Raw genomic sequence first — 14,548 nt, forward strand, 5'->3', positions numbered from 1 at the left:
CTTTCTAAAACGTGCTCCAAAAAACAGACCCGACATCCACTTCACGAACACTCTTCGATAGTCTACGACTATCTTTCGAGTATCCGCTCCAGTGATTCGGGTCTGAACGTTTTTTGTCCCACTCTCTTCTTTTTATTGGTCTATCGGCACTGTTGTGCAGATTTCTTCTCTTTAATTCACAATGAGTTTAAATTGTGCAAACGGTAAAAAATGTGGAATAACATAGCGGTTAAGACGCAACGGGTGAGTTTGAAGATCATTTTTTGCTTGTTCACAGGTGAATGCTAAACGAAAATGTTGTTTGGCCAGAAGGTCGACATTGCGATCGGAAAAGAGTCCAAAAGGATAAGCAAAAACGTCTGTCGCTTCAACAAAATTGTTACAAGTAGCCAAATCACTTGCTAGTGCTTCATCAGTTGCTCCCATCATCATGCTCGTATTTTCATCGCTACGTTGGTGGAATCGATCCGTATGATTAGCGTATTCAAACACATCTTTCATCTCATTTAATTCAGACTGAGCTAAACAAACCGACTGCGTAGGATCAAATGGTTTAACGTGCTCGTGTAACCAGCTGGTCACGACAAACGCGGTTGCATGGAATCCGTACTCTTTTAATAGCGGGTAGGCATATTTTTTAAGTGATTGGAAACAATCATCGAACGTTAACAGTATAGAGTTTTCTGGTAAAGGATACTCTTCATAATAATAAGCTTTTACTTCATCCAGGGTCAACGTATGAAAATTATTGTCGTGTAAATACTGCATCTGTTCATTAAATTGAGCGTGGGTCACAAACAGAGCTGTTGGCAATCGATCGTCATAAGCTTGGTGAACATCGATCGGTGAAGGGAACTCTGGATCAAAATCGTCCGTTTCGCGAATTTCATGGTATAAGATAGTTGAAAATGTCATGGGATATCTCCTTTTAAGTTAGTCTTTTCACAAACAGTAGTAAAATTATAGCACTCTTTCAATCGCTAGACAATAAGGAAGAATACAAAAAGGTTTCTTCTGATGAGTGGATATGCAGGCAGTGTGCTTGCAAATAATCAGCTGAGTAAAATTAAACAGAGCGATCAAGAAATAGTCCTATTTCTTTTTTTATTCAAGTATATGTGAATAATGTAACTTATTGTTGCTCCCATTTGATTATAAAAATCTAATAATTTTAACATTGGATAGTTACGGGAACTACGGTAAACTTATGTTAAGCGCTTTCATACAGGAGGGGAAAAGATGGCTATTGTAGCGGTAGTGGGCGGTTCTAGACCAGAAATATTGGAACTTGTCCGTCAAAGCAAGAAAGAATTCGTGGGAACAGTTTTATTTAAAGTTTTCGATGTCCTGCCCAACATTGATACAGAACATGTGTGGGAATATATCCAGTGTGAATCTGAAATGGAGATGGTCCATCAAGCAGTTCACAGTGTGGCCCAAGGGGAGGCGGACATCTTACTTAAAGGTGGCGTTCAGACACACACATTACTTAAGGAAGTACTGAAAGCGGAACACGACTTAAAAAAACAAGCTGTCCTTTCACATGTAGCTTTAGTCAATTTGCCGGTTTTAAACAGACCGTTATTACTAAGTGATGCGGCTATGAACATTGATCCGAGTGAAGAGCAACTGGTTGGAATAATTGAGAATGCTATCGATGTGGCCAAACAGATCGGATTAGAAAAACCGAAAGTTGCTTTACTAAGTGCCGCTGAGAATAGCAATCCTAAAATGCCGTCTTCTGTCATGGCACAGTCTTTGGCAGAAACCTTTTCAGAGCGGTCAGACGCGCTAGTCTATGGCCCGCTCTCGTTAGACCTGGCTTTGTCTAAAAAAGCGGTCGAAAAGAAACAGTTCGAAGGACCTATTCAGGGGGACGCAGATATAGTGATCGTACCCACTATTGATGTGGGCAATGTCTTGTATAAATCCTTTCTTTTATTTGGAGAAGGAACAATTGGAGGAACGATCGTGGGTACGCGAGTGCCGATCGTGTTGACGTCTAGAAGTGATGAGGTCAAGAGTAAGGTTTATGCATTGAAATTTGCGTTGATGCAAATAGGTGAACAAACATAAAAAGGCAGGAGGATCCTATGGAACAGTTGATTTTAGCAATCAATCCCGGTTCGACTTCGACGAAAGTTTCTTTATTTGATCAGGGAATGGAAGTAACAACGCAGACCATTCGGCATACGACTGAAGAAATTTCTCAATTTTCTCGGATCCACAATCAAAAAGATTTTAGAAAACAACTCATCTTGGAATTTTTGGTGAAACAAAATATAACAGTAGCTGATTTGCTTGCGGTGGTTGGACGCGGTGGCTTGCTGAAGCCAATCCCAGGAGGAACTTATCTGGTTGGCGCGGATATGCTGGCGGACTTAAAAGAAGAGAAGTTTGGAAGTCATGCATCCAATTTGGGCGCACGTCTGGCTTATGAGATTGCCCAAGTAGCCGATCTTCCGGCCTATATTGTTGATCCGGTCGTCGTAGATGAGCTGATCCCGTTAGCACGGATATCTGGGTTAAAAGGAATCGAACGAAGAAGTGTCGCGCATGCGTTGAATCAAAAAGCAGTGGCCAGGAAAGTTCTCGCTCAACAAAATAAGGCTTACGAAGAAAGTACGGCCATTGTTGTCCACATGGGTGGAGGGACGAGTATCGGAGCACACTTGAACGGTAAGATGATCGATATAGTGAATGGTCTGGACGGCGAAGGACCTTACACTCCTGAGCGGACGGGCGGTTTGCCATTAATGGATTTTTCCGAAAAAATGGTCACCGAAAAATGGACCCTTGCACAAGCCAAAAAAATAATAGCAGGAAAAGGCGGGGTTTATTCTTATTTGCAAGAAACAGATTTGCGGAAAGTAATTGAGCAGATGCAAGCGGGGGATCAAGAAGCCCGATATGTTCTGGAAGGCATGTGCTATCAAGTGGCCAAGGGTATAGGGGAAATGGCTACAGTGCTGAAAGGAAATGTAGACGTTATCATCCTGACAGGAGGCGTCAGCTTTGCGGAATTTATTGTAGAGTCTATTCAAGATTCTGTTTCATGGATCGCACCTGTAGAGGTCGTTCCGGGTGAAATGGAAATGGAAGCATTGGCTGAAGGAGCTCTGCGCGTCATCCAAGGAAAAGAAACTGCAAAAGAATATACGAAGTAAGCGCAACAGGAAGGAGCTGATCAAATGGCAATGGAAACAGATTTAGTTGTACTGGGTGGCGGAACAGGCGGATATGTCGCTGCTATCCGTGCGGCTCAACAAGGAATGGCTGTTGTACTCATTGAACAGGATAAATTGGGAGGCACCTGTCTGCATCGGGGCTGTATTCCAACTAAGGCCCTTTTGAGAAGTGCAGAAGTGATCGATACAGTGAGAAAGGCAGCTGATTTTGGAATTGACCAGTCGAATGATCCGGTCGTACAGTACGGAAAAGTGCTGGCAAGAAAAGACAGGATCGTGGATCAGCTGCATCAAGGGATTCAAGGGTTGATGAAAAAGAATCAAATCAAGGTGGTGTATGGAAAGGGAGCCGTTCTGGGTCCTTCTATTTTCTCACCCGTCTCAGGAGCAGTAGCTGTCACATTTGCAGAAGAAGGGAAAGAAGAAGAAATCTATATACCGAAAAAACTCATCATCGCAACCGGTTCGAGTCCGAAAACGATCCCGCAGTTTCCGATCGATGAAGAACACATACTGACTTCAAATGGGATGCTGGAACTTGAGGAGTTGCCGGAGTCGATGGCTATAATTGGTGGCGGAGTGATCGGGGTAGAGTGGGCGTCATTGTTACATAGTTTAGGTGTAGCGGTAACGGTTATAGAAGCTTTGCCTTGTTTAGTCGCAAATGAAAGCGAATCCATTTCGAAAGAATTGTTCAGGCAATTGACTGATCGGGGTATTCAGGTGAAAGTGGATCAGCAAGTGGAAAAAGTGGAAATCAAAGCAGAGACTGTTGAACTGAGTTTCAAAGAACAAGACGCCGTAATTGTCGACAAGGTGATGGTCGCTATCGGGCGCAAGCCCACTGTAGATGGATTGGGACTACAAAATACGTCGGTCCGCTTTGATAAAAAAGGGATCCAAGTAAACAAACACTACCAGACGGCGGAAAGTCATATATACGCTATCGGAGATTGCATCGATACGCTGCAACTGGCTCATGTGGCGATGAAAGAGGGCGAATTGGCCGTAGAACATATGGTTCATGGAACGAGCGAACCGCTCGCTTACGAAAATGTGCCTCGGTGCACGTATACTTCACCAGAAATTGCCAGTGTCGGCTATACAAAAGAGGCTTTGCCGGCAGGACGAAAGGTTAAAATGGGGAAATTCTCTTTTTCCGGGAATGGCAAAGCGTTGATCCAAGGTGAAGCAACAGGTTTTGTGGAAGTGTTGAGAGATGCAGAAACAGATGATTTAGTCGGTGTTTCTATCATAGGTCCCCATGCAACAGAATTGATATCCGAAATGAGCACAGCGATCTATCTGGATGCGACTCCGTTAGAGGTAGGCGAAGCGATCCATCCGCATCCAACATTAGCGGAAGCAATTCAAGAAGCCGCTTTGGATACGCAAAAATGGGCCATTCATAAATAAGAAAGGAAGTGTACCAGATGAAAACATTGAAAGAATCTGGTTTAAACAAAGAAGAAATGATTCAAGCCTACACGCATATCTTAAAAGGACGGCGCTTGGATGAACGACTCTGGCAACTGACCCGGATCGGAAAAGCATCATTCAACATCTCCGGTCAAGGACATGAAGTGGCGCAAGTCGCCATGGCAATGGCTTTCGAACCTGAAAAAGATTTCTTTCTACCGTATTACCGCGACATGACAGCCTGCCTGGTTTGGGGGATGTCCGCAAAAGACGTTCTGCTCGGTTCTTTCGGGAAAGAAGCAGATCCTTCTTCTCATGGACGGCAGATGCCGAACCACTACGGGTCCAAAAAACACAACATCATTTCCCATTCGTCTACCGTTTCTACCCAATTCCCACTCGCAACTGGTGTGGCCTATAGTGCCCTCCTAGCGAAAAAAGATTTTGTGGCGTTAACAGCTACCGGTGAAGGCTCCGCCAATCAGGGCGAAGTCCAGGAAGCGATGAATTTTGCAGGCGTCAAGAAACTCCCCGTCATTTTTGTCATTGAAAATAATGGTTATGCGATATCTGTTGGGATAAAGGAGCAATACGCCAATGAAACAATGGCTATGCGCGGACCGGCTTATGGTTTTCCGGGTATCCAAGTAAACGGAAATGATTTCACCGAAACTTATTTAGCTTTCAAAAAAGTAGTCGCCGATGCACGTGAAGGGAAAGGTCCAGCATTGATCGAAATGATGGTGCAGCGTTTGACCTCGCATTCGGCAGATGATGATCATACAGTCTACCGCTCCCAGAAAGATATTGAGAACTTGAAAAAGAACGATGGCTTGTTGGTGATGGAAAAACAATTGATCGAAGAAGGCTACCTCACACGAGAAGAAATGAAAGACATCGACAGTCGATTGAAAGCAGAAATCAACCAGGCAACAGATGAAGCAGAGGCGATGGCGGATCCCGATCCCGAAACGATTTTGGAACAGGTATATGCTGACTAAGCGACTGGAAGAAAGGACGATGGAAAATTATGGCAATGATGACTTACTTAGAAGCCATTCGCAAAGGAATCGAAGAAGAAATGACTCGCGATGAAAAAGTAGTGATTTTTGGAGAAGATGTCGGAGGTGTCAAGGGCGGCGTTTTTGGTGTAACCAAAGGATTGGCAGAAAAATTTGGAGATGAACGGTGTTTCAATACACCTTTAACCGAAGGACAAATCGGCGGCTTGGCAGTCGGATTAGGAACAATGGGCTATCGAGCTATTGGGGAATTTCAGTTTGCGGATTATATCTTACCAGCAGTCAATCAGCTGATTTCTGAAGCAAGCCGGATGCGTTACCGGACCAAAGGCGACTGGACGGCTCCGATCGTCTACCGCGCACCGTATGGCGGTGGGGTCAGAGGCGGATTGTATCATTCGCAATCCACTGAAAAAGTGTTGTTTGGCCAACCGGGTTTACGGATCGTGACACCCTCTTCTGTTTATGATGCCAAAGGATTGATCAAAGCAGCTATCCGCTGTGATGATCCAGTCTTGTTTTATGAACACAAACGCTTGTATCGTCTGTTAAAAGAAGACGTTCCGGAAGAAGATTATGTCGTGCCGATCGATAAGGCGAACGTTGTCAGAAAAGGGGACGACATTACCGTCATTGGTTACGGTATGGTCCTCAATCATGCTTTAAAAGCAGCGGATGCATTGAGTGAGGAAGGCATCGAGGCGGAAGTGGTGGATGTGCGTTCACTGTATCCATTGGATAAAGAAACACTCATTAAAGCAGCGAAAAAAACAGGAAAAGTCTTGCTGGTCACAGAAGACAATAAAGAAGGGAGTATCATGAGTGAAATTGCCGCCATCATTGCAGAAGAAGCATTGTTTTACCTAGATGCTCCGATCAAACGATTGGCTGGACCGGATTCTCCCAGCATGCCGTATGCGCTATCTTTGGAACGCGAGTTTCTGGTGACTGAGGATAAAGTGTTGGCTGCTATGAAAGAACTAGCGGAATTTTAACAAGAGGAGGAAAGCAATATGAGTTTGGAAACGATTGAAATGCCCCATTTAGGCGAAAGCGTGACCGAAGCTTCCATTTCCCTCTGGTTAGTGGAAGTGGGGGACCAGATCAGTAAATACGATCCAATCGCAGAGGCGATATCGGATAAAGTCACGACCGAGATCCCTTCGAACTTTTCGGGAGTGGTGAAAGAAAAGCTGGTGGATGTGGATACGAATGTTGATGTGGGCACGCCCATTTTGATTATTGAAACAGAAACGAAAGCAACTGAAGTGAAAGAAGACCCACAAGTGGATGTAGCACAATCGAAAAAAGAGGAAGAGGAAACAGCAAATGAAGTGTCCCCTCGTTTTTCGCCAGCGGTGATGCGGATCGCTCAAGAAAAAAATATCGATCTATCCCATGTGACAGGGAGTGGGAAAAGCGGACGGATCACCCGTAAGGATGTGTTGAACTTTGACGGGGAAACTCAAAAAGAAACACCGCCTGCTTCCCGACCGAATCCGCTAAAAGAATTGGCAGCTGTTCAAAGTGAAGCACGAAACGAACCGGAGACAAGCGAATCTCGGTTTAAAGATGGAAAAGACGAAGTGGTGCCAGCAGATGGTATCCGAAAAGCCATCGCCAAGAAGATGGTACAAAGTGTCACAGAAATCCCACATGCCTGGATGACGGTCGAAGCCGATGTCACAAACATAGTGAAACTACGGGATGCAGAAAAAGCAACGTTCAAACAGCAGGAAGGGATCCCGTTAGCGTACTTCCCGTTTTTTGTAAAAGCGGTTGTGCAGGCTTTGAAAAAACACCCCATCATCAATGCATCCTGGGATAATGGAAACATCATTTACCATAAGGCGATCAATATATCCGTCGCTGTCGCCACAGAAGAACACCTTTTTGTCCCGGTCATCCATGAGGCAGATAATTATTCTGTAAGCGGACTGACCAAAGAAATCGATCGCTTGGCGAAATTAGCCCGGACTGGCAAACTCGAAACGAAGCACATGCAAGGGGGGACCCTGACTGTAAACAATACGGGAACATTTGGATCGATTCAATCGATGGGCATCATAAACCATCCGCAAGCAGCGATTTTACAAGTGGAAACCATCCAGAAGCGTTTTATTCCTACACCGGATGGGGGCTTTAAAGTAGCAGACATGGTCAATTTGTCGCTATCAATGGACCACCGGATCATTGACGGGCTCCAAGCCGGTCGCTTCCTGCAGACAGTGAAAGAAAACCTGGCTCGTTTTTCAGATAAATCAGTACTCTATTAATGAAGGAAACGCTGGACGATTAGAAACACAGCCATTGGACAAAAAAATGAGGAAGAAAGGAAGTTAGCAGAATGGATATTTTTAAAGCCTTAGAAGAGTATGATTACGAACAGTTGGTGTTTATGCAAGATAAAGAAACGGGGTTAAAGGCTGTCACCTGTATCCACGATACGACTTTGGGACCTGGTCTCGGCGGCACGCGGTATTGGACCTATGAAAATGAAGAAGATGCGGTCATTGATGCTCTGCGTTTAGCAAAAGGGATGACCTATAAAAATGCGGCAAGCGGCTTGCCGATCGGTGGAGCAAAAACGGTCATTTTAAAAGATCCTGAAAATCAGATCAATAGAGAAGCCCTGTTTAGAGCTTTTGGACGATTTGTCGAAGGCTTGAATGGACGCTACATTACGGCAGCCGATGTAGGCACGGGAGAAACTGAAATGGATCATGTATACCAAGAAACGAATTATGTAGCCGGAACAGGCTTGAAACCGGGGACTTCTGGAAACCCGTCTCCATCTACAGCTCACGGTGTTTACGTAGGTATGAAAGCAGCAGTGAAGAAAGCGTTCGGGACCGATTCATTAAATGGGCGAACGATCCTACTGGAAGGTGCTGGAAAAGTCGGACTCACAGTAGCTAAAAAAGCATTAAAAGAAGGCGCAAGAGTGATCGCCACAGATATTTTTGACGGTCCCCAACAACGGGCAAAAGAAATTGGATGTGAAATCGTCGAACCGGATGAACTGTTTTCAATCCAAGCTGATATTTATGCTCCGTGTGCACTGGGTGCGTCCATAAATGATGAGAGCTTGAAAAAAATGGAAAAAGCCGGCATTAAAGTTATCGCAGGGGCTGCCAACAACCAGTTAGCAGAGAATCGCCACGGAGACAAATTAGATGAAATGGGAATCGTCTATGCACCGGATTATATCTTGAATGCTGGTGGTGTGATCCAAGTAGCGGATGAATTTAATGGAGGCTACAATGCAGAAAGAGCCCGCAAATCAGTAGACAATATCTACAATCAAATTGAAAAAGTATTCAACATCGCCGATCGAGATGGCATCCCTACTTACCTCGCAGCTGATAAATTGGCAGAAGAACGTATCGCTGCCATAAGAAAAACAAAAAGTGTCTATGTACGAGACGGAAAATCGATATTGAATCGATAAATTAGTAGTATGAAAAAAGTGGAAAATCCATCTTTTTATAGATGGCTTTTCCACTTTTTTATACTATTAAATAAGGTCCCGTAACAGACTGGCTATTGTTTTTCAGTTCTTTTGGCGTACCGGTAGCAATAATATTTCCACCTGCATCTCCTCCGCCAGGTCCCATATCGATAATATAGTCGCTCGCTGAAATCATGGGAACATTGTGTTCGACCATGAGAACCGTGTTTCCTGAATCAACTAGGCGTTGGAGTAATTCATAAAGATGAATGAGGTCAGATGTATGCAATCCGCTAGTTGGTTCATCGAGCAAGTAAAGGGTATGTCCTTTTTGAGAACCGCTTAATTCCTTGGCAAGTTTTAGCCGCTGACCTTCACCACCGGATAACGTCGTCAACTCTTGACCCAAAGAGAGGTAACCCAGTCCGACAGCGATCAATAGCTGCAATCGTTTTTGGATTTTTGCTATGGGAAGGAGTGGCTGGACATCCTCAATATTCATCTCCAATATATCCGAAATGGAATGGCCTTCTAGCGTGACTTCGAGAATTTCGTCTTTAAATCTTTTCCCTTTGCAATCAGGACAAGTCACTTGCGTGTTGGATAAGAAATGAAGATTGACAGCGACTTTCCCCATTCCTTCACACGTATCACAGCGTCCGCCCTTAGTATTAAACGAAAAGTGATTTGCTTTGAGTCCTTTGTTTTTAGCAGAAGGCTGTTTAGCAAATAGATTACGGATATCCGTATACATATCACTATACGTAGCAACAATGGAACGCGACATACGGGCTAATGGACTTTGACCGATGCTGATGATCGAATCAATGGCTTCTAATCCAGCAATGCTTGTGCATCCCTCTTGATCGGCCAACACATCGAACAGCAACGTTGATTTTCCGGAACCCGATACACCTGTAATAGCAGTGAGGGTCTCTAAGGGGAAATCTACTGTAACATTATTCAAATTGTGCTGCGTTGCCTGATGGACAGTCAGATACTGTCCGTTTCCTTTTCTCCCTTTAGAGGGCAAGTGGACCTCGTTGGCCAACGTTCTTCCCGTGATGGATCCTGGTGTATGGATCAAATCAGCAATAGTCCCTGTAGCAGTTATATAGCCACCCATTTTTCCAGCTCCTGGTCCCATGTCCACTAAATGATCGGCAGCTTTCATGACAGTTTCATCGTGTTCAATGACCAAGAGTGTGTTGCCGATGTCCCGTAATTTTTCCATGACCGTGATCAGTCCATGAGTGTCTTTGGGATGCAGCCCGGCAGTTGGTTCATCCAAAATGTACAATACTCCAGTCAGGCCGGAACCTAAAATGGAAGCTAAACGTAACCGTTGAGATTCTCCACCCGATAAGGTGATTGCTTGGCGATCTAGAGTCAGATAGCCTAGTCCAATTTCAAGTATCCGGCCTAATCGTTCATGCATATCATATAGCACAGTGGTCAGCACTTCGTTTTCTTCTTCGCCAATGAAAGTGTCCATCATACTTTCTAGCCATTCGTTCAGTTCGGATAAAGGCAATAGGGATAATTCAGGGAGTCTTTTTCCATGAACTATACTTGCTCGTGCTTCTTCTCGTAACCGTTCACCTTGACAGGTCGGACAAATTTTCGACTCAAAAAATTCCGCTGCTTGAGCTTTTTCTCCGTTTTCTTTGTATGAACGCCACATGGCTGTGAGCAATCCTGGATATTTTCCTTTTGACACTGTTTTAGGAATTTTTTTGTCCGGAAAATGTCTGCTAAACCGATCGTCCTCTGCTCCATAAAAGAGGTAATCTAATTCAATAGCCGTAAAATCTTTGAGTGGTTTTGATTTTGAAATAGCTAAAGAATAATACTCACTTCCAACAGCTAAAATGCCAATGTTATAGTCGACCCAGGCTTTGTTCCAGGATTTTACTCCCCCTTCATCAATAGAGAGCTCCCAGTCGATCAGTTTTTCAAGATTGATTTCTTGGGCTATCCCTAATCCCGAACAGGTAGGACAAGCTCCAGAAGGTTTATTGAAAGAGAATTCTGTTCTTGTTAACGGTTCGTTGGCCGTACCACAGCCAGTACACACGACCGTTTCTTCCATACGGTTTGTGGTAGGGATGAGCTTCCCGCAATTTTTACACGGTCTGGTCCCCGCTTGTTCAAATAATTTCCGTAAATACGTGTACAAATCGGTGACGGTCCCAACGGTCGAGCGGGGATTCCGGTTCGTCACGGTCTGTCCGACTGCGATCGAAGGAGAAAGGCCATCGATTTTGTCAACTTTTGGACGTTCAAAAACATCTGTAGCTAGGCCACTGGATTCTAGAAACTGTCGGTTACATTCTTTTTCCAGAATATCAAAAGCTAACGTTGATTTACCCGAACCTGAAGGACCGGTGACCACCACGAGTTTGTTTTTTGGGATGGCTAACGAAATATTCTTTAAATTATTTTCTCTAGCCCCTTTGATCGTGATTGCATCTTTCATGTAAGAGCCTCCTTATTCCTATTTATTCGCAACAATGATTTTACTTCTGTTCTGATACTTCTATCATACTACATTCATGCAACCCCCCTACTTAGGACGGGGCATAGAGTCAACAAAAGGTTTTCCATACACAAACATGCTCAAATACTTTAATGTTGTACTTTACTGTTTTACAGTAGATAATAGAGTGGAGGTGATGGAATGAAAGGGATAGATGTCGCTCGTATTTGTGATGTTTCAACAAGTTCGTTGAAGCACTATGAAAAATGGGGCTTAGTACCAGCTGTACCAAGAGCAGCAAACGGTTACCGTGTTTATTCGACGATCCATGTCTACTATTTTCAATGTATTGTTCAAATGAATAGCGGGTTTGGATTGACTTTTGTAAGACAGATCATGCCTCTGATCCAAGAAGGCGAATTTTTGCAGGTCCTGTGGTTGGTAACTGAAGAACAAGCTCACTTATTAACTCAGCAGAAAGCAACAAAGAAAGTCAATGACATTTTAAACGAAGAAGGGCTGGAGCAATTAGAAAAACAGTTTGTTCAGAATAAGCTGTACAAGATCGGTGAAGTGGCAAGGGAAGTAGGGGTCGCATCATCGGCCATCCGTTTTTGGGAAAAAGAAGGACTCATTCAACCAAAGCGAGATGGAGGAAGTGGCTATCGATTGTTCTCGAAAGCAGACGTTAGACGTGTGCTGATTTTACGTACTGTTTCACAGACCACTGGTTCTTTAGAAATAGCCAAAGAAATTTTATTAGAAACAGAACACAACAATTTAAAAAGAATGAAAGAAATTGCACAACAATCGCTAGACTTTTTGGATGAAACACTGATCATGCGCATGAAAGCACTCAGTCAATTGAACGCTTTATTTGACGTGCTTGCGGAAGAAAATGATGGATGGAGCAAAAAAAACATTGGACACTATGCATATTACCGTGAGAATAAAAAAGAGTAGCCAAAGAGATGGGGGGAGCATTATTTTGCTGAGAAGTTCTCTTCATCACGAGCAGGCGATCAGTTCTATTTGTTCAGACAAGCACAAACTATTTTGGTATACTGAATGAACAGAGAATTCTTTTTCATCAAGATGGGGTACATATAATATCAAAAGAAAGTAGGGTGCTCAATGAAACGATATATAAAACAACTAACAGCATTAAGCGTGTTGACGTTCGTTGGTTTGGGATGGACGGATACGGTCTCGGCTGAAAATGAACTGACCTCTATTGAAATAGATGTTCAACTTCAGCGAGATGGTTCAGCTATCATTACAGAAAATCGGGATATGAACATGGATGACGGGACAGAATTGTACATCACATTAGAAGAGATGCAAGACTCAGAGCTCCTGGATTTTTCTGTGGTCGGGTTTGAAGAGGATACCGATTGGGATCTGGACGCTTCTCGTGAAGAGAAAGCTGGGAAATATGGTGTAGTAGAGACAGATGATGGACAAGAATTGGTTTGGGGAATCGGAGAATATGGTCAAAATAATTACGAACTGTCCTATACGTTGTCCAATTTAGTGCGCGAGTTAGATGATGGGCAGGCACTATTGTGGAACTTCGACACTTTCTCCAGCATTCCGGCAGATAATTTGACGGTGACTATTTCCGGTCACGAACCATTCACCCAGGAAGATGTCCGTTTTTGGGGATTTGGTCTGGAGGGCGACATTCAACTAATTGATGAAGAAATCGTGTGGCAGGCGAGTGAAGTAGTGGATAGCAGCAATGATGTGACCGTACTCGCTCAATTCCCGGAAGGTTTCTTCAATGCACAGGTCTATGTGGATAGCACGCTCGAAGAACAACGGGAAATGGCGATGGAAGGCTCAGCTTACAATGAAGAGACTTCATCGGATACCATTTTGATCATTCTTTTCACTGTGTTGGGAATAACGGCAGGAGGAGCGGGACTTGCCGCTATTTTGTATAGTAGAAAACTTTCCCAAGCAAAAGCCGATGCAGGTCAAATGCTTACGGGAACCAAACGCGTGCAAAAGAATAAAGGCTTCGTCTATGAAACGATTCCGTTTGAGGAAGAAGATCTGGCAGGGATCGCCTTCGTACTACAAGAATTTCAAAAAGGGTACTTTGAAGATTACTTTACAGCCTATTTATTGAAATGGGTCGAAGAAGACCGTATTTCTATGGATACGACTGTCAAAAAAGTGTTCTTCAGTAATCAATATGAAACACTCATCCAAATCAAGCAGTTTGCGGAAGAAAAACAAAAGCATCCTTATTCGTTCACGGAATTTGCTTCAGGTTTCAAGCCTAACCAAGGTGACACGTATGAAAAAGGGCTATGGGTGATGTTGCTGGACGCTGCGGATGCAAGTGGAAAAGTGGACAATGACCACATTCAACACTGGGCTAAAAAGAATGCCAAAGCTGTCGAGAAGTTTGCGGATGCTTTAATAGAGTATTCAAAAGATTATTTAGAAAGAAAAAATCTGATCACGTTTAAAGAAATAAAAGTATGGGGCAGTAAACAGGAAGTCACAGTAGCCAGTGCAGAGGGTGAGCAGCTGCTGGACCGTGTCGTTCAATTTGATAACTATTTGAAACAGACGGATATCAAAGAGGCTAAACGACCAAACAGCCCAATAGATTTTTCGGATTATCTGATTTGGAGCATTCTCTACTTTAGAAAAGATGATATAACCAAACAGTTGGATTCCATGGTGCCTGAGCCTACGCAGTATTATGACAATAGTCTGGTCGGTCCTTATTACTGGTATTGGTATGGCACTACAGGGATGCGAAATAATTGGTCGACCGGATTATCTTATGGAGGATTCCATTCCAAAGCGTCTTCCGCTGCATCAGGTATGGGTGGAGCAACAGGAATTGGTGGCGGCGGGGGAGCCGGCGGTGGCGGTGGCGGGGGAGCCCGTTAATAAATTTCTCAAAGCAACCGAGGAATAGAGTTTTTATTGTATAATGAATTGTACGAAAAATTGAAAAGGTAGGTAT

At 43.8% G+C, this 14,548-nt stretch carries 11 protein-coding genes and 1 pseudogene; 9 read left to right on the forward strand and 3 right to left on the reverse strand.

What is annotated here, in order from left to right; all coding sequences use genetic code 11:
* Nucleotides 1-171 precede the first annotated feature (171 nt).
* A complete protein-coding gene (locus H626_RS0107905) occupies nucleotides 172-915 on the reverse strand; it encodes a polysaccharide deacetylase family protein (protein ID WP_027108883.1) in 744 nt (247 codons plus the stop codon).
* A gap of 324 nt (nucleotides 916-1,239) precedes the next feature.
* Between H626_RS0107905 and H626_RS0107910 the strand changes: the two genes are divergently transcribed.
* The 7 genes from H626_RS0107910 to H626_RS0107940 all read left to right on the forward strand — a co-directional run bounded on the left by H626_RS0107910 (nucleotide 1,240) and on the right by H626_RS0107940 (nucleotide 9,080).
* Nucleotides 1,240-2,076 (forward strand): phosphate acyltransferase, encoded by an 837-nt coding sequence (locus H626_RS0107910; RefSeq protein WP_027108884.1) that lies wholly within the window; start codon nucleotides 1,240-1,242, stop codon nucleotides 2,074-2,076.
* Nucleotides 2,077-2,093: 17 nt separating this feature from the next.
* Nucleotides 2,094-3,167 (forward strand): butyrate kinase, encoded by a 1,074-nt coding sequence (gene buk / locus H626_RS0107915; protein WP_027108885.1) that lies wholly within the window; start codon nucleotides 2,094-2,096, stop codon nucleotides 3,165-3,167.
* A 24-nt stretch (nucleotides 3,168-3,191) separates the two neighbouring features.
* Entirely contained in the window at nucleotides 3,192-4,604 is a 1,413-nt protein-coding gene (gene lpdA / locus H626_RS0107920; RefSeq protein ID WP_027108886.1) for a dihydrolipoyl dehydrogenase, read from the forward strand.
* A gap of 17 nt (nucleotides 4,605-4,621) precedes the next feature.
* Nucleotides 4,622-5,608, forward strand: coding sequence for a thiamine pyrophosphate-dependent dehydrogenase E1 component subunit alpha (locus tag H626_RS0107925; protein ID WP_035619010.1), 987 nt, complete (start codon nucleotides 4,622-4,624; stop codon nucleotides 5,606-5,608).
* Between the two features lie 29 nt (nucleotides 5,609-5,637).
* Nucleotides 5,638-6,624 carry an alpha-ketoacid dehydrogenase subunit beta gene (locus H626_RS0107930; RefSeq protein WP_027108888.1) on the forward strand — a complete coding sequence of 329 codons (987 nt, stop codon included), beginning with the start codon at nucleotides 5,638-5,640 and terminating at the stop codon, nucleotides 6,622-6,624.
* A gap of 18 nt (nucleotides 6,625-6,642) precedes the next feature.
* Nucleotides 6,643-7,905: a dihydrolipoamide acetyltransferase family protein gene (locus H626_RS0107935; RefSeq protein ID WP_027108889.1), complete on the forward strand. Its 1,263-nt coding sequence runs from the start codon at nucleotides 6,643-6,645 to the stop codon at nucleotides 7,903-7,905.
* A 71-nt stretch (nucleotides 7,906-7,976) separates the two neighbouring features.
* The gene (locus tag H626_RS0107940) at nucleotides 7,977-9,080 is read left to right on the forward strand and encodes a Glu/Leu/Phe/Val family dehydrogenase (protein WP_027108890.1); all 1,104 of its coding nucleotides are present in this window, start codon (nucleotides 7,977-7,979) and stop codon (nucleotides 9,078-9,080) included.
* A 58-nt stretch (nucleotides 9,081-9,138) separates the two neighbouring features.
* Here the strand turns inward: H626_RS0107940 and uvrA are convergent, their stop codons facing one another.
* A complete protein-coding gene (gene uvrA / locus H626_RS0107945) occupies nucleotides 9,139-11,172 on the reverse strand; it encodes an excinuclease ABC subunit UvrA (protein WP_425411636.1) in 2,034 nt (677 codons plus the stop codon).
* Nucleotides 11,173-11,417: 245 nt separating this feature from the next.
* Nucleotides 11,418-11,559: pseudogene (locus H626_RS11815) on the reverse strand (ATP-binding cassette domain-containing protein); the annotation flags it as partial.
* Nucleotides 11,560-11,760: 201 nt separating this feature from the next.
* Between H626_RS11815 and H626_RS10945 the strand changes: the two are divergent.
* Both H626_RS10945 and H626_RS0107955 read left to right on the forward strand, forming a co-directional pair.
* Nucleotides 11,761-12,522 carry a MerR family transcriptional regulator gene (locus H626_RS10945; protein ID WP_051237912.1) on the forward strand — a complete coding sequence of 254 codons (762 nt, stop codon included), beginning with the start codon at nucleotides 11,761-11,763 and terminating at the stop codon, nucleotides 12,520-12,522.
* Nucleotides 12,523-12,693: 171 nt separating this feature from the next.
* A complete protein-coding gene (locus tag H626_RS0107955; protein WP_051237913.1) occupies nucleotides 12,694-14,472 on the forward strand; it encodes a DUF2207 domain-containing protein in 1,779 nt (592 codons plus the stop codon).
* Nucleotides 14,473-14,548: the final 76 nt, after the last annotated feature.

The sequence above is a fragment of the Lacticigenium naphthae DSM 19658 genome, assembly GCF_000425865.1.
GTDB classification, from domain to species: Bacteria; Bacillota; Bacilli; order Lactobacillales; family Carnobacteriaceae_A; genus Lacticigenium; species Lacticigenium naphthae.